This is a genomic window from Sphingobacterium sp. UBA3549, assembly GCF_002376635.1.
Classification (GTDB): Bacteria; Bacteroidota; Bacteroidia; order Sphingobacteriales; family Sphingobacteriaceae; genus Sphingobacterium.
In genome coordinates this window covers 42,414-58,623 of the sequence record NZ_DFOE01000003.1, presented here as the reverse complement: position 1 = coordinate 58,623, position 16,210 = coordinate 42,414, and the positions used below count along the sequence as shown (strand labels likewise).

11 protein-coding genes are annotated in these 16,210 nt (G+C 39.2%); 6 read left to right on the top strand and 5 right to left on the bottom strand.

Annotated elements, in window-relative coordinates:
* Positions 1 to 125 precede the first annotated feature (125 nt).
* Positions 126 to 1,133: a D-alanine--D-alanine ligase family protein gene (locus B2W36_RS02525; RefSeq protein WP_293886363.1), complete on the bottom strand. Its 1,008-nt coding sequence runs from the start codon at positions 1,131 to 1,133 to the stop codon at positions 126 to 128.
* 145 nt (positions 1,134 to 1,278) lie between these two features.
* Between B2W36_RS02525 and B2W36_RS02520 the strand changes: the two genes are divergently transcribed.
* From B2W36_RS02520 to B2W36_RS02495, 6 genes are all read left to right on the top strand, one after another.
* Complete coding sequence (locus tag B2W36_RS02520; protein WP_293886362.1) at positions 1,279 to 2,259, top strand: PASTA domain-containing protein; 981 nt, start codon at positions 1,279 to 1,281, stop codon at positions 2,257 to 2,259.
* A gap of 184 nt (positions 2,260 to 2,443) precedes the next feature.
* Positions 2,444 to 3,484: an endolytic transglycosylase MltG gene (mltG, locus tag B2W36_RS02515; RefSeq protein WP_293886361.1), complete on the top strand. Its 1,041-nt coding sequence runs from the start codon at positions 2,444 to 2,446 to the stop codon at positions 3,482 to 3,484.
* The gene (locus B2W36_RS02510; RefSeq protein WP_209576611.1) at positions 3,484 to 3,891 is read left to right on the top strand and encodes an acyl-CoA thioesterase; all 408 of its coding nucleotides are present in this window, start codon (positions 3,484 to 3,486) and stop codon (positions 3,889 to 3,891) included. The genes mltG and B2W36_RS02510 overlap by 1 nt, the downstream gene beginning before the upstream one ends.
* 1 nt (position 3,892) lies before the next feature.
* Positions 3,893 to 4,858 carry a YihY/virulence factor BrkB family protein gene (locus B2W36_RS02505; RefSeq protein WP_293885132.1) on the top strand — a complete coding sequence of 322 codons (966 nt, stop codon included), beginning with the start codon at positions 3,893 to 3,895 and terminating at the stop codon, positions 4,856 to 4,858.
* 227 nt (positions 4,859 to 5,085) lie between these two features.
* The gene (rpsA, locus tag B2W36_RS02500; protein ID WP_293885131.1) at positions 5,086 to 7,017 is read left to right on the top strand and encodes a 30S ribosomal protein S1; all 1,932 of its coding nucleotides are present in this window, start codon (positions 5,086 to 5,088) and stop codon (positions 7,015 to 7,017) included.
* Between the two features lie 100 nt (positions 7,018 to 7,117).
* Positions 7,118 to 7,957, top strand: a complete 840-nt coding sequence (locus B2W36_RS02495; RefSeq protein WP_293886360.1) for a sulfurtransferase — start codon at positions 7,118 to 7,120, stop codon at positions 7,955 to 7,957.
* Position 7,958: 1 nt separating this feature from the next.
* Here B2W36_RS02495 and B2W36_RS02490 read toward each other — a convergent pair whose 3' ends face one another.
* The 4 genes from B2W36_RS02490 to gyrB form a co-directional block, all read right to left on the bottom strand.
* Positions 7,959 to 9,860, bottom strand: coding sequence for a RecQ family ATP-dependent DNA helicase (locus B2W36_RS02490; RefSeq protein WP_293885129.1), 1,902 nt, complete (start codon positions 9,858 to 9,860; stop codon positions 7,959 to 7,961).
* Entirely contained in the window at positions 9,857 to 11,941 is a 2,085-nt protein-coding gene (locus B2W36_RS02485) for a ComEC/Rec2 family competence protein (RefSeq protein WP_293886359.1), read from the bottom strand. Before B2W36_RS02485 ends, B2W36_RS02490 begins: the two co-directional genes overlap by 4 nt.
* Positions 11,938 to 13,917: a helix-hairpin-helix domain-containing protein gene (locus B2W36_RS02480; RefSeq protein WP_293886358.1), complete on the bottom strand. Its 1,980-nt coding sequence runs from the start codon at positions 13,915 to 13,917 to the stop codon at positions 11,938 to 11,940. The genes B2W36_RS02485 and B2W36_RS02480 overlap by 4 nt, the downstream gene beginning before the upstream one ends.
* A gap of 228 nt (positions 13,918 to 14,145) precedes the next feature.
* Positions 14,146 to 16,104 (bottom strand): DNA topoisomerase (ATP-hydrolyzing) subunit B, encoded by a 1,959-nt coding sequence (gene gyrB / locus B2W36_RS02475; RefSeq protein WP_209576626.1) that lies wholly within the window; start codon positions 16,102 to 16,104, stop codon positions 14,146 to 14,148.
* Between the last annotated feature and the right edge of the window lie 106 nt (positions 16,105 to 16,210).

Below are 16,210 nucleotides of genomic sequence, written 5' to 3'. Positions count from 1 at the left end.
AGCTGCCTCAATAAATTTGAGATAGCCTCGTCTTTTGTTATCTTTAGTTACCACGTCGCATATTGTTAACTTTAGCAATCGTACTAACCTTCGATTCATATCCCATCCCCTATATAAGGACAATATTATTTCGACTGCAAGGCTGTTTCGATCAATTCGCCGTAGAAATCGCCTTCTTTCATTCCAAAAGCGCGTACTTGTTGCGGTATAAAACTTTGCGCAGTCTGCCCCGGAATAGTATTGATTTCGATAAAATAGAATTTATCGGTCTCGCTTTCCAAAAAGAAATCAACACGCACCATACCTTTGCAATTCAATCTGACATAGACCTCTTTCAAGATACGTACAGCCCGTTCCTGCTGTTCGATAGTCAGCTCTGCCGGTGTAATCTCTTCGGTCAGTCCAGGTATATATTTCGCTTCATAATCAAAAAATTCGCGCGTAGTCCGTACCTCCGTAGCAGGTAAAACAACCAGCTCGCCTTTTGAATTGCGAAAAATTCCTTCCGAAAATTCGCGTCCGGTTACAAATTCTTCGACAATGACCTGTTTACCTGTATTCTCTGCATCAAAAGCTGTATCGATCGCTGCTTTCAGCTGTGCAGATTCTTTCACCTTGGTCATACCGATACTGCTCCCGCCTGCATTAGGTTTCACAAAATAAGGCAGCGAGAGATTGCTTTCGACCAGTTGGACCGCTTCCGGTCGCTGCGATTCAAATAATAGGACCGATTTTGCCAAATGCAGCTCTGGAATATCCGATAAAATCGCCTTTGTATACCCTTTATTCATCGTCAGGGCAGAAGTTAGCGCGTCACATGATGTATAAGGAATATCTAATAAATCAAAATAACTTTGGAGTCTCCCATCTTCTCCAGGCACACCGTGTACCATAATAAATGCCAAGTCAAAAACCAAAACATCCCCATGCAATGGAAGCGTGAAATCTGCTTTGGAAATGGGATGACGCTGACCATCTACATCTTCATAGTACCATGCTTCTTTGGTCACCGTAATCAGATACACATCGTATTTGTTGTGATCAAGTTGCGAATTGACGAAGGCTGAACTTTTAAAAGAAACTTCAGCTTCTCCTGTATAACCTCCAGTTATTAATGCTATTTTTGCTTTCATAAATTTTAGCGATTCGAATAGCAAATATAATTTGCTATACACGGAAAAACGAATAATTTTGTGACGAATAATTTTATTTAATCTTTCTGCAAACTTGGCTTTAATATTGCGGTTCTATGCAGAATTAATTTTTATTAACAAAGAAATGTCCAAAGTAGTACAATATCTTCAGACCCCCACGTTTAGGAAAAATCTTATTGCCGCTTTCATTGCGATAGTATGCCTATTCCTTTTCGTTTATATTGGTCTGAAAGTATATACCAAACATGATGAATCTATTGCGGTTCCTAAAGTCAAAGGACTTCATATCAGTGCGGCTATTCAGGCGCTGGAAAATGCTGGGCTCGAATATCAAATTGATTCCGTCTATCAGATGGACGCTAAGCCTGGTATGGTCATCGAACAAGATCCTGAACAAGGATTCCATGTAAAATCCGGTCGGACTATTTATTTGACCATTATCACACAGGTGGCACCTGAAGTTGCTTTTCCGAATATAAAAGATAAAACATTGATCGAAGCCACCGCCATCTTGAAAAACCATAACCTCAGAATAGGAGACACATCGTATGTAGCGGACATCGCAAGAGATATCGTTTTGGATGCTCAATTTGCAGGACAGTCCATTCGTAACGGACGTATGATACCTAAAGGTTCGCGTATAGATCTCGTTTTAGGAAATGGACTGGGAGCAAATGAAGTAGAGATACCTAACTTAATTGGACTTCCTTTAAACGAGGCGAAGTTTGCCTTATCTGGAGCTGGACTAGGTCTGGGCACTGTGACGTATGATCCAAATGTAACGGATACCGCTACCGCAGTCATCAGTGTGCAATCGCCAGGAATCGAAAAAGGCCTAACCAGCTTAGGCGCTAAAATTGACGTAACACTTTCAGTTACAGCACCAGCACCTATTACAGATGCTCCAACAGGTGGTACGACAACACCTAAACCACAAGCAAACCAAACACAAGCTAATCCGTCGATCGCTAAGCCTAGTGCCCAATCGAAGCCTGCTGCTCCATCGAAAAGTACGCCCGCAAATACACCAGCACCTAAGCCGGCAAATAACTCCGCGGGGCAGAAAAAAGATAAGGAAAATAAAGGAAATAGCCTGGGCTTCTAAAGCGATCAGCGTAAAATGAAACTGCATTGAATCATCGTTAAAAGATGCTAAAGCTTTAAAGTTTCAAAACTATAAAACATATGAAAAAACTGCGCTTTCATACGCGAGATTTTTCAAACATTGACCGCTAAAGGCTGCATGAATGCCATCAATAGCGAACAACAAATGATTAAAAAATTTTAGAATGGAAAATAAAAAAGGAATACCAAGTTGGTTAAAAATCATTGCTCTGATCGTTCTTGTTGTTGGAGCTTATTTTGCTTGGAAATTTTATAGCACGTTTTATGCTTCGAATGTATCGGGAGATAAAAAGTACCTGTTTATACACGAGGGTGAAAGGTATGAAGATGTGCTGAAATCAATCAGTGATTCAAATCTATTGGACGATATCGCTTCATTTCAGCGTGCAGCACAATATAAAAAATATGAACAGAGTGTAAAACCAGGACGTTACCTGCTGACACCTGGAATGAACAATAGACGTTTAATTGGCAATTTAATGGGTGGCTACCAAGAACCCGTAAAATTCCGATTCGCCAATGTCCGATTAAAAGAAAATATGGCGGCGCTTCTTGGAAAAAGTTTCGAAGCTGATTCTGCACAATTTATCGCTGTGCTGAATGATGAAGCTACGGCGCAGAAGTATGGATTTACAACGGAAAATCTAATCACGATGTTTATTCCTAACACGTACGAAATTTACTGGAACACCAGTCCCGAAAAAGTAATCGCTCGTTTTGATGATGAATGGAAAAAATTCTGGAATACGGATCGCACGGCGAAAGCAAAAGCGCTTAATTTGACACCACAGCAAGTCAGTACGTTAGCTTCTATTGTCAAAGGGGAAGCGCTACATCAAGATGAAATGCCCATGATTGCTGGACTTTATTTAAACCGCCTCAAAAAGGGGATGTTGTTACAGGCAGACCCAACAGTGATCTTTGCTAATAATGATTTTACAATCAGAAGGGTATTGAATAAGCACCTCAGAACAGACAATCCTTACAATACGTATATTTATAGAGGATTGCCTCCAGGCCCGATTTCTATTCCAAGCATCGCTGCTATTGATGCAGTGTTGAACTTCAAGCAGCACGATTACATCTATATGTGTGCGAAAGATGATTTCTCAGGTTACCATAATTTCGCAAAAACAGAAGCAGAGCATTTGATCAACGCACGCAAATTTCAACAGGCTTTGGACGCCAGAAATATTAAAAAATAATGTTTGTATTTGACCATCAGATTCGCGTTCGCTATGCAGAAACAGACCAAATGGGCTATGTCTATTATGGCAATTACGCTGCATTTTATGAAATAGCGCGAACTGAAATGCTGCGGAGCACAGGGATCTCGTACCGAGAACTGGAAGAAATGGGGGTCATGCTCCCTGTCACAGAGATGAAGACCAAATATCTAAAACCAGGCAAATATGATGACCTGATTACAATCCGTGTGACCATCCGAAAGAAACCTGCTGTTCGTATTGTTTTCGAATATGAGCTTTTCAATGAGAATGGAGAGCTACTCAACCAAGGAGAAACGACATTGGTCTTTGTCAATATGGAGAAAAATAGACCTTGTATGCCTCCGCAGGTTTTCTTGGATAAGATGAGTAAATATTTTAATTGAAATGGGGAAAATCCACCAATGGCTATTAAATTTTGAACCTTATTTTAAATTGATCGAATGGAGTAAACGGGTCGTACTACCTGGCTTTGGCTCGCTCCCTCTTTACACCGTCGCTGTATTTTTCTTTCAGGAAATTTCCAGAGACTCCATTATTAGCAAAGCTTCCTCCCTTTCCTACAGCTTTCTATTAGCTATTTTTCCGGGCATCATATTTTTATTTACATTAATCCCATACATTCCAATAAATAATTTTCAAGAGCAATTGTTGGATTTTCTTGCGGTAGTTATTCCTAAAAATGCTTTTCTCGTTGTTGAAACAACTTTGGAAGATATTATCAAAAATCAAAATGGCGGATTGCTATCCTTCGGTTTTGTGTTTGCAGCCTATTTTGCAACCAACGGCATGGCCTCCCTGATGAATGCATTCAATAAAGCATCATTAATGACGGAAAAAAGGCCTTGGATCAAAAAACGATTGCTTGCCTTAGCTTTGGCTTTCTTAATTATCTTTGCCTTGACTGTTGGAATGACGATCTTTACGATTGCTGGCATTACGATAGACTATCTTAAAGAAACGACGGGTATCAAATCAAGCTTCTGGGCGATATTGCTTAAGATAGCCCGATGGTTGATTATATTCGCGATCTATTTTTTTACGGTGAGCTGTATCTACAAATTTGGCCCTTCAACCTCCAATAAATGGAAACTCTTTAGTGCAGGAGCATCGATGGCCACTATACTAGCGATATTGACTTTTTCAATATTTACTTTTTATATCAATCACTTCGGCGCATACAACAAATTGTATGGTTCCATCGGAACATTAATTGTCATTATGCTCTGGATTTATTTAAATACGCTTATTTTATTATTGGGTTATGAACTCAATGCTGCCATTGCACTGTCCAAACAAACCATTGTTATTGCCAAACCACGTATTTTTAATTCGTTTAAGAGAGAAGATTAAGTCATTTTAAGCACGTTAATTTATCCTTTCCAAGAAAAGAATTTCAGCAAATAAAGTCGAGAAATAACAAAGTCAACCTTCAATTAACACCCTTGACAGCTTGACCTATAAAAACATCCCTATAACTGAAAGTATTTCAATAAAATAAGAAAAATAAAATTTTGCATTTAAAGTTTTTTTGTACCTTTGCAACTCCTACAAAGTAGGAAAAAGGAGAAAATTAATTAATGGCAAAAAAACAAGAAGCAGAAAAAGAATTAGCAGCGAAAAACGCAGAGCTACAAGGTGCTGACACTAAAGTAGTGAAAGACACTGAACAAATTGAATCAGAAGCTGATTCAAACTTAATCGACGAAATCAAATCAAACACGTGGATCACACCAGAAGGTGAATTTGACTGGGATGCAAATGATAAAGGTTTCGGAAATTATAGCGAAGCTGAACGCGCTAAACTTGAAGCACAATACGCAGATACTTTCAATCAAGTTAACCAAGGTGAAATTATCGAAGGTACTGTAGTTTCTATCAACAATAAAGACGTCGTCTTAAATGTTGGTTTCAAATCTGACGGTTTAGTTTCTTTATCAGAATTCCGTGACTTACCAGAATTAAAAGTTGGTGACAAAGTTGACGTATTCGTTGAATCTCAAGAAGATGCTAACGGTCAATTAGTACTTTCTCGCAAACGTGCTAAAACTCAAAAATCTTGGGAAGCTATCAATGAAGCATTAGAAAATGATGCAATCATTACTGGTTTCGTTAAGAGCCGTACTAAAGGTGGTCTTATCGTTGACATCAAAGGTGTTGAAGCATTCTTACCTGGATCTCAAATCGATATCAAACCTATCCGTGACTACGATGTATACGTAGGTAAAACAATGGAATTCAAAGTTGTAAAAATCAACCACGAATTCAAAAACGTTGTTGTATCGCACAAAGTGTTAATTGAAAACGACTTAGAAAATCAAAAATCTGAGATCGTAGCTAAATTAGAAAAAGGTCAAGTATTAGAAGGAACTGTTAAAAATATCACTGACTTCGGTGTGTTCATCGACTTAGGTGGTGTTGACGGTTTGTTGCATATCACAGATATCTCTTGGGGTCGTATCGAGCATCCAAAAGAAGTGTTATCTCTAGATCAAACAATCAACGTTGTTGTATTGGATTTTGATGATGAGAAAAAACGTATCGCTTTAGGCTTGAAACAATTATCTGAGCATCCTTGGGAATCTTTAGATACTGCATTAGAAGTTGGATCTAAAGTTAAAGGTAAAATCGTAACAGTTGCTGATTACGGAGCTTTCTTAGAAATTATCCCTGGTGTTGAAGGTTTGATTCACGTTTCTGAAATGTCTTGGTCACAAAACTTACGTTCTCCACAGGAGTTCTTAAAAGTTGGTGACGAGATCGAAGCACAAATCTTGACGCTTGACCGCGATGAGCGTAAAATGAGCTTAGGTATCAAACAATTGACTCCTGATCCTTGGAAAAATATTACTGACCGTTACCCTGTAGGTTCTAAACAAACAGCTGTCGTTAAAAACATGACTAACTTCGGTGTATTTGTTGAATTGGAAGAAGGTATCGACGGTTTGATCCACATCTCTGATTTGTCTTGGTCTAAAAAAATCAACCACCCTAACGAATTCACTAAAGTTGGTGAAACACTAGACGTAGTTGTTTTAGAATTAGATGAAGAAAACCGTAAATTGTCTTTAGGTCACAAACAATTGGAAGAAAATCCTTGGGATACTTTCGAAACGATCTTTACTGAAGGCTCTATCCACGAAGGTACTGTGATCAAAGTTGGTGATAAAGGTGATATCGTAGCTTTACAATATGGTGTTGAAGGTTTCTGTCCTTCTAAACACTCTGTGAAAGAAGACGGTTCTTCATTGAAAGTTGATGAAGTTACTTCATTCAAAATTATCGAGTTCAACAAAGAGAACAAACGTTTAGTAATCTCTCACTCTCGTATCTGGGAAGAAGAGAAAGAAGAAGCTCGCAAAGAAGAGTCTAGCAACCGTAAAAAAGACGCTAAAGCTGAGTCTTCAGCTGTTAAAAAAGTAAAAGATTCTGTTGAAAAATCTACTTTAGGCGATTTAGACGTGTTAGCTCAATTGAAAGAGCAAATGGAAAATGATAAGAACGCTAAGTAATTAGCAATCTACATCCATAAAAAGCGGCTGTTCCAAAAAGAACAGCCGCTTTGTTTTTATACGGATGCTTTGTACTTTTGTATTCAATAAACAGTATTTTATGTCATTCCAATCATCCTTAATTAGCCCTATACAACTTCAGGAATCATTAGGACAAAATGCAAACATCATCCTCCTGGATTGTACAATCGATAAAGTAGGTCAATCGATTAAAGAGGCGAAACTTGAGATACTTCCCCATTCGCAATTTTTTGACATCGAAGGAAAATTATCGGATCCTAATTCGAAATTACCACATACCCTCGTTTCGCCCGAAGTATTCGAGCGCGAAATGCGAAGGTTGGGAATTAATCAGGATAGTATACTTGTGTTGTATGATAGATGGGGTATTTATTCGAGTCCAAGAGCGTGGTGGATGCTTAAGGTTATGGGTTTTAAACAGGTCTTTATTTTAAATGGCGGTGTTCCCGCTTGGAAAAACAACAAGTTTCCCCTCGTAGAAGAGTATAAAACCGCTGTAAAACCCGGTAATTTTAAGGCGCAATTTCAAGAAAACCTGTATGCTGATAAAGAGTATATATTGACTCATTATCGCGATACTAAAGTCAATATTTTCGACGCTAGAAGTAAGGGGCGATTTAGTGGTTTGGTAGCTGAACCTCGTAAAGGCCTACATAGTGGACATATCCCCCATTCCAAAAATCTACCTTTTGAAGAATTACTTGATGGTATCGTTTATAAACCAATTGATGAATTGAAACGACAATTTAATCACTCTAATAAGACCGGAGATGAGTATATCTTCTCCTGTGGATCGGGTATCACAGCCTCTATATTAGCATTTGCTTGCCATCTTGTAGGCCACGGACAAATTCGGGTATACGACGGATCTTGGTCTGAATGGGGGCGCGAAGAACTCAATCTTCCAATCGAAAAATAAGTTAAAATAAAGTATTCCAAGAATAGAGATTATCCTCTAGGCGGATTTTTTCGGCATCCAGCAGATCACGAATGATCTCTATTCTTTTCTTCTCCGTACCTATTGTTAAACTACCTACCAAATCATGGATATTTTTCGCTCCAGCGAGTAAACTGCTTTTTATTTCGGCCTTTATATTTGTCCGCTGCTTTTCTCGGTGATTACGGATCAGGCACAAATCACACACTTCACAGAACCCCGCATTTTTCTCACCAAAATATAATAGCAGCGACTGACTGCGGCAATTGCTTTGTTCAATATAATTAATCATGCCATTGACTTCCTCTTCCTTCACCTGATGGCGATCACGAATAAAAACATGGTCGATATGCAAATGTTTGTAATCGACCCGATTCTGTAAGAATGTCAATTGCGGTGAATCTGTAGAAGGCAAATAAGTCGCTATTTCGAACGTTTCTAACGACTTCAATAGCTCCACGACACGACCGTATGGTATACCTAACTTACCTGCAAATTCGTATTCATTGATTAATATGAAGTTCTCAAATACGCCGCCATAGCTACGTAAAATAGCCTTGATGAGCTTATCATATTTTGCATACTGAACCTGAAATTTATATAACTCAGCACTGTCAATCTCAAATTTAAAACGTGAAGGGATTGTAACAGCCTCCGACAAGACCAGCCAGGTATCCCGCTCCAGAAATTTTAGTGCACTCATCACTGGTACCAAGGGTAGCTGATATTTTTTAGCAAATGTAACGACATCAAAATCTACTGTCACCCCTTCTCCAGAACCATAAGGAATCTGAAAATGATTACAAAGGTAGTGATAGGTTTGTTGAATAAAGGAAATATCTGGAAAACTAGCCTGCAGATTATCCAGTAGTTTCTGCTCATCTGCTTTTTGATAAAGAATAACAGGATAAGCTTTTTTTCCATCCCTACCGGCCCTACCGGCTTCTTGATAATAGGCCTCCAGTGAATCGGGCAGATCCAGATGAATCACAAAGCGCACATCAGGTTTATCGATCCCCATTCCAAAGGCATTTGTAGCAACAATAACACGAACAACATTTGTCATCCACCCATGCTGCTTCTGATCCCGCTCTTGCCCAGAAAGCCCTGCATGGTAATAATCCGCAGAAATCCCATTATTGACCAAAACACGGGCTACTTCTTGTGTTTCGCGCCGGTTTCTTACATAAACAATACCGCATCCGCCCAATTTATGGATGATGCGTACCATACGCCCCATCTTATCCTCCTCTTCAATAGCCATATAAGCCAGATTATCCCGAAGAAAGCTTTTGACAAATACATTTTCCTTCAAAAAACCGAGTTTCTCCTGAATATCGGTTATCACACGGGCCGTTGCGGTGGCTGTAAGAGCCAAAAATGGAACTTTAGGATGTAGTTCGCGTAATTTAGCTAATTCTAAATAAGGCGGTCTAAAATCATATCCCCATTGAGAAATGCAATGTGCTTCATCTATGGCAAATAGATTGACATTCATAAATCGTATACGTTCTCTTACGATATCATTGTACAACCTTTCGGGAGAGAGATAGAGAAATTTTATTTTCCCATAGACGCAATTATCCAGTGTGATATCCACCTCTCTCTTCTTCATACCAGCATAAATTGCGACCGCTTGAATTCCATTTCTTTTCAAATGTTCAACTTGGTCTTTCATCAACGCAATGAGCGGTGTAACCACGATACAAATTCCTTCTAGCATCAATGCAGGTACTTGAAAACAAATCGATTTCCCCCCACCTGTCGGCAATAAAGCCAAGGTATCTTTACCAGAAATGACAGATTGAATAATTTCTTCCTGCAGGGGTCTAAATGAGTCAAACCCCCAGTATTGCCTTAAGATTGATATACTATCTTGCGTCATAAGTTCTCCTTATTCCAAACATACGCAAAATTATCTTTCATGAGATAATTTTGTATCCCCAAACTATCCAACATGTGTTGCATAAGCAGACACTTCTCCATTGAGTTGGATCCATCCAGTACAACAAGTTTTGGTCTGATTTGCTTCAATACATCTGGTAAACCATATAAAAAGTTTTTTCTGATAATGACCAGATCAGCAGGTGACATCGTTCCTTTCGAATGGGACAAAATAGCGACTCTGCCTAAAGGAAGCGTCACAAAATAGTTCTTTCGATCCCGTCCATTTAATGGCACAAATTGAACTTCACCTGCCGATAACAATGCAATTTCCCTTCCACAAGCATATTGTAACCCTTTGGCCTGCAAGGAATCAAAAGTGCTATAAACAATTCCGCGACCAGCTTTGAAATACCCCATCGTCAATTCATGCTTCGTATTGTAAATACGAAACCGTTCTGAATCATTACTTACTAACCATTTTTTCCCATTGATTAGCAATATTCCAATTCCACAATATAGCCCGAGCCATACGTACCTCTTATCTTTCCACTGAAAAGCATATAAAAAAGAGAAAACTGAAAAATAGGCCAAAAATAGAATACTGGGTTCCATAGGGACTATTTTTATAGTCGAAAAAGGTAAATGATCAATAAATTTCAGACAGCATAGTATAAAATCAATGAGATGTTCTAGAAGAAAACCCAAAATCTCATTAAGCCAGTCGACAGGGTTAATGGTCATAATAAAACCAGCATACATCACTAGGGTGGAAGGAATATCGACAAGTAAGTTGGCAATCAGAAAATAAGTAGGAAACTGTCCAAAATAATAAAGACTCAGCGGTGTTGTCAGAATCTGTGCGGCAATAGAAACCGTTAATATATCTCTTAAAAATCGGAGTATAGAACTTTTGACCGGCAGAAGTGCATTCACCAGCGGGGCACATATTATCATACCCAAAACGGCTAAAAAAGACAATTGGAAACCAACGTCATTAATAGCCCGGGGCGCAAATAATAGAATCAATACAGCAGCAATAATAAGCGAATTCAAGCTTGAAAAGCTTCGTTTAAAATATTGTGCACATAGGACAAAACTAATCATGATAGCTGCGCGTGTAATCGGCGCATCAAGCCCTGCTATAAATGCATATATCCAGATCGTGCCCCATAATAAAATTAATGGTAGCCACTTCAGATAAAGTGGCCATGCAATTTGTCTGATAATAAGAGATAAAAAACCAAATAGAACGGCAACATGCATCCCCGATACACTTAAGATATGCACAGTTCCTGTATTGGTGAAGGCCTCCATATTATCATTACTGATCTCGCTTCGAAAACCGTATAACAACGCCGATGCAATCGCAAAATTTTCATCCCCTTTAAGATGGCTGCGGAGCTTAACTAAAAAATATCTCCGCGCTTGCAAAGCGAGTCCAAACACTGAAAAGCCACTTGTTTCTTGCCGACTGATCACCCTATAGTAGCCAGATTTCACAAAAACTTCATGATGTATTAAGTACTTGCTCAAATACTCCCTATAGTCAAACTCCATCGGATTACGCGGCGGAGCTATTCTTTTCACATCCCCTTTTAACCATAAGAAGTCACCGAACTGAAGAAAATTTTTCGCACTCAATTTTAGGGTTATCATCAACCGGCCGGAAGTTGGTACAAACTTACCTTGCCTATGAACACCGATCACTTCTGCAGAAAAACGGATAATATGTTGCTTTATCTTAGGTTCCTCCATTATTTTCACTACATAACTATCCGCTTCTAGATGAGAGAAGTGATTAATGACAACTTGTGGGTCATTGCGCCAAAATTGATAAATTCCAAATAATATAATAGATAGGTAATACCCGCAGGTATAACCGTATTTACGAATTTTACCCCTGAAAAAATAGCAACAAATGGTTAGCAGCGTCATTACTATCAATGCTTGCAGTACATGTTGAAATATCGGGCGAGAAATTGGCAGTGTAGGAGCCAAAAGAAGCGTCAAAATATATAGGGTGGCAATCTTAAGAATAGGAATGTGCTCTAGTCTTTGGAGAAAACTTAACTCTTTCATAATTGCCACCTCAATTGTAACCTAACGTCAGATTTCCTATTACCGTCGATCTGATCCAATCCTGTTCCGATAACCTCTCTCCCCGGATAATAGTATAATGCATATTTGGCCCATACCTGAAGATGGCGGCTTAAGCGATAGTTTAGATTAAGATAAGTTCTCCATCCCTTTGTATTGTACATGCCGAAACCGGCTGCGTACAGTACATCTTGCTCATAAGCATAGATTCTATTATCATAGCTCGCTGCGTCAAAATATGCGACCCGCATATTAGACTGGAACTTTCCGGCTGCCGACTTCCAGAATACATCCTGAAAAAGCATATATCCGAAACTGCTTTCCTGATACTCTTTTTGGAACATATTAGCTTCTGCGCGGGAACGAACAGTCCATCGTGAGTTAAGACGATAATGAAATTCTACCCTTAATTGCTGCTTAACTGTATTGACAAGCCCATGTTCGGTTTGTCCCTCTCCGGTGTAGTTAACTTGTTTTAATCGGTTGCGATAACGCAAGGAAAGTTGCCCCTTTTTATACCACATGTAACTTAGCTGACTGAAGAAATCAGCTCCTGTAGATAGTGTATCAGCCTGATACTTTGCTCCCGGAAAACGGAAGACATCAGCATAATTAGACCAGAGTAATTTTCTTCCAAGCTGGTACGTTAATCCCAAATATACTCCCTGCTCATTCGACGTATCCCCCGATTCACCAAACCCCTGTCCATAAAAAGTATGAAAATTCTTCTTGTAGTCGCGAAGTAAGAGGACCGAAGATAATCGTGGATGTAAACTTATTATGGACCCTGCTAATAAAGCCGAACCACCATCCATGCTGTTGGCATATTCACCGAACAAATAGATATTTCGAATGGTATAGTTTGTATACAAACTTATGTTTCGCAGAAAGTCACCTTCAAAATCAGCTTGTTGTCGTATTCCCTTTCCTTTGATTTTAAAGACATCCAACTGGGTCTGGTTAAAATGAATACCTGCTTTGAGCCGTTTATAGCGCCACAATAAATTCAATCCATAGGCCATTTGAGACGCGGCACCACGATATTTCTGTTCGGTTGGAGTACGATGTAAACCAGTACTTGCAATCGTTGAAATCGTTGCCGGAAAAGTTGTACGGTCAACATTTCCGTCAATCGATCGATAAGAAAAATAGGGTGTAATTTCGATATGTTTAATCTGTAAAGTTCCCGCAATACCACGCATAAAATTAATCTCATTTAACGAAGTGTAGGATTTTACACCAATCCCTTGTCTTGCGGCATTCTGTACCAATCCTCCTTTTCCAAAACTCAAACCATTCCACATACTGAGCCCCTGGCCAAATTGCAAAGCATAGTCGCCGATCACGATATTCCTGAACCGGCTAAAGTTCTTTATGGACAAACTCATACTATAGAAATCAAATCCCATTTTTTGCCCATCTCTAAAAAAGGGTTCCCCGGCATCTTTTTCCATATTAATGGCGAGTTGGATTCTATCGTTCAATTGGGCTCTGTACCTTAGCGCATAGCGATTAGCATCGCCGAGATACCTGGATCTCGTTGTATCAGTGATACGATAGCCCTTCGCTTTCTCGAGTGTCCGAGCATACCGAAACATAATTTCTTGCTTAAACTTTCTTAATTTAAGGACGTTTAATGGTGATTCAGAGCCTACTTTTACAAAAGGTAACAATAGATAGACTATTCGTTCATTAAATCCTTCGATAGCCTGTAATTCCAATACATGGATAAAATTTCCTGAAATAGCCCTATGCGCTAATAGATGCTCAATTAATAAAGGATTTAGAAATTGTAATTCAGCGAGTTCACTACCATCAGTTTTGTTGAGGTCGATGGGGTGTTTGAGATAATGATACCACTTTTCATTCAGTTCGCTCAAATCAGCATCCTCGGGAAGCTCTTCCGATAAGCTTTCAAATAAATCTTGGAGATCGATTTTTTCATTTGTCTGCGCCATACAGGTTCCAATAAAACAACCTATAAAGAGCAAAATTTTGCTACAATATGTCATAATAGGTTTTAATTAATATTGGCTAGATGTTAGGCGATGAACCTTTTATCCCGGCAGAAAAAAGACTCATTAGCATGAAAATAGGAAATATAAATGAATAAAAAAAGCCCGATGAGAAATTTCATCAGGCTTTTTTTATTCATTTATATACAATTCCTTTAGGCTAAACTCACATTAAATATCAATTTTAGCATAACGTGCATTTTTTTCAATAAATTCACGACGCGGAGCAACTTCGTCTCCCATTAACATGGAGAAAATACGGTCACATTCCGCTGCATTCTCAATAGTTACTTGTCTCAAGGTACGCGTTTCAGGATTCATGGTCGTATCCCACAGCTGTTCAGCATTCATCTCACCAAGACCTTTGTAACGCTGTACGTGCACACTATCCTCTTTACCAGTTCCCTTCAAACGCTGAATAGCATTGATACGTTGATCTTCATTCCAAGCATATTCGTGCTCTTTTCCTTTTTTGACCAGGTATAGCGGCGGCGTTGCAATATACACATATCCTCTTTCAATCAATTCTTTCATATATCTGAAATAGAATGTCAAGATTAATGTTGTAATGTGGGACCCATCCACATCGGCATCCGTCATGATGATGATACGGTGGTAACGTAATTTTTCGATATTCAATGCTTTAGCATCCTCGGCAGTACCTACACTCACGCCCAAAGCCGTAAACATATTTTTGATCTCTTCATTTTCGTAGATCTTATGTTCCATTGCTTTCTCAACGTTAAGGATCTTACCACGTAGCGGCATGATCGCCTGATGTTTTCTATCACGGCCAGACTTAGCTGTACCACCCGCAGAATCACCCTCGACAAAATAGATCTCACATTTCGTTGGATCGTTGTCTTGACAGTCGGCCAATTTACCCGGAAGTCCAGAGCCACCCATTACGGTTTTACGTTGTACCAAATCACGGGCTTTACGCGCAGCAGCACGCGCTTGAGCAGCTATGACTACCTTTTGAACGATAGCTTTCGCCTCACGTGGGTTCTCTTCCAGATAAACACCCAAGATCTCCCCAACAGCGACATCTACAGCCCCCATTACCTCGGAATTACCTAGTTTAGTTTTTGTCTGTCCTTCAAATTGAGGTTCTGCAACTTTCACTGAAATTACAGCCGTCAATCCTTCACGGAAGTCATCACCCGTAATTTCAACTTTCAAATTCTTAAGCAAACCTGACTTGTCCGCGTAAGCCTTCAATGTACGTGTCAAACCACGACGGAAACCAGCAACGTGTGAACCACCTTCAATGGTATTAATGTTATTCACATAAGAATGCACATTTTCAGAATACGTATCATTATATTGTAAAGCTAGTTCAACAGGGATACCTTGCTTGATACCTTCCACATAGATCGGATCAGGAATTAACGCCTGACGGTTTCCATCCAAAAACTTAACAAACTCCTTAAGTCCACCTTCAGAATGGAATGTTTCCTTTTTCTCAGAACCGTCCTCATTCGTCTCGCGTTCATCATTCAACGTCAAACTCACCCCTTTATTTAAAAATGCAAGTTCACGAAGACGATTTGCCAAAGTATCGTAATTATACACTGTAGTCTGCGTGAAAATAGTAGGGTCTGGATGAAATGTTACAATTGTACCAGTCTTATCTGATACACCAACTTCTTTTACATCATACAAAGGCTTACCAATTTGATATTCCTGCTGATAAATCTTCCCGTCACGATGAACCTCGGCCTTCAGAAGAGTAGATAATGCATTCACACAGGACACACCTACACCATGCAAACCACCAGAAACCTTATATGTATCTTTATCAAATTTACCACCAGCATGTAATACTGTCATCACAAGCTCCAAGGCCGATTTATTTTCCTTTTTGTTGATTCCTGTAGGAATACCACGACCGTTATCCCGAACAGAAATCGAATTATCTTTATGGATAGTTACAAAAATGTCTGTACAATACCCTGCAACAGCTTCATCGATTGAATTGTCAACTACCTCGTATACCAAATGGTGTAGTCCTTTTACACCGGTATCACCAATATACATGGATGGACGCTTACGAACCGCCTCTAAACCCTCTAATACCTGGATATTATCGGCGGAATAGGTGGATGCATTTTTATTTTCTTCGCTCATTGAAAACCTCTTAAATGTAATATTCAAAAATACGAAATTTTGCCCGATTTATCAAGCCCACAAACAAGTATCGAGCTGATATCTGGAATTGTCAGAACATGGGATA

What these genes read in the sequence shown, in the direction of transcription:
- B2W36_RS02480 (WP_293886358.1), bottom strand. Translation starts at nt 13,917, where the DNA reads ATGGCGCAGACAAATGAAAAAATCGATCTCCAAGATTTATTTGAAAGC.
- B2W36_RS02495 (WP_293886360.1), top strand. Translation starts at nt 7,118, where the DNA reads ATGTCATTCCAATCATCCTTAATTAGCCCTATACAACTTCAGGAATCA.
- B2W36_RS02485 (WP_293886359.1), bottom strand. Translation starts at nt 11,941, where the DNA reads ATGAAAGAGTTAAGTTTTCTCCAAAGACTAGAGCACATTCCTATTCTT.
- mltG (WP_293886361.1), top strand. Translation starts at nt 2,444, where the DNA reads ATGGAAAATAAAAAAGGAATACCAAGTTGGTTAAAAATCATTGCTCTG.
- B2W36_RS02520 (WP_293886362.1), top strand. Translation starts at nt 1,279, where the DNA reads ATGTCCAAAGTAGTACAATATCTTCAGACCCCCACGTTTAGGAAAAAT.
- gyrB (WP_209576626.1), bottom strand. Translation starts at nt 16,104, where the DNA reads ATGAGCGAAGAAAATAAAAATGCATCCACCTATTCCGCCGATAATATC.
- B2W36_RS02510 (WP_209576611.1), top strand. Translation starts at nt 3,484, where the DNA reads ATGTTTGTATTTGACCATCAGATTCGCGTTCGCTATGCAGAAACAGAC.
- B2W36_RS02505 (WP_293885132.1), top strand. Translation starts at nt 3,893, where the DNA reads ATGGGGAAAATCCACCAATGGCTATTAAATTTTGAACCTTATTTTAAA.
- B2W36_RS02525 (WP_293886363.1), bottom strand. Translation starts at nt 1,133, where the DNA reads ATGAAAGCAAAAATAGCATTAATAACTGGAGGTTATACAGGAGAAGCT.
- rpsA (WP_293885131.1), top strand. Translation starts at nt 5,086, where the DNA reads ATGGCAAAAAAACAAGAAGCAGAAAAAGAATTAGCAGCGAAAAACGCA.
- B2W36_RS02490 (WP_293885129.1), bottom strand. Translation starts at nt 9,860, where the DNA reads ATGACGCAAGATAGTATATCAATCTTAAGGCAATACTGGGGGTTTGAC.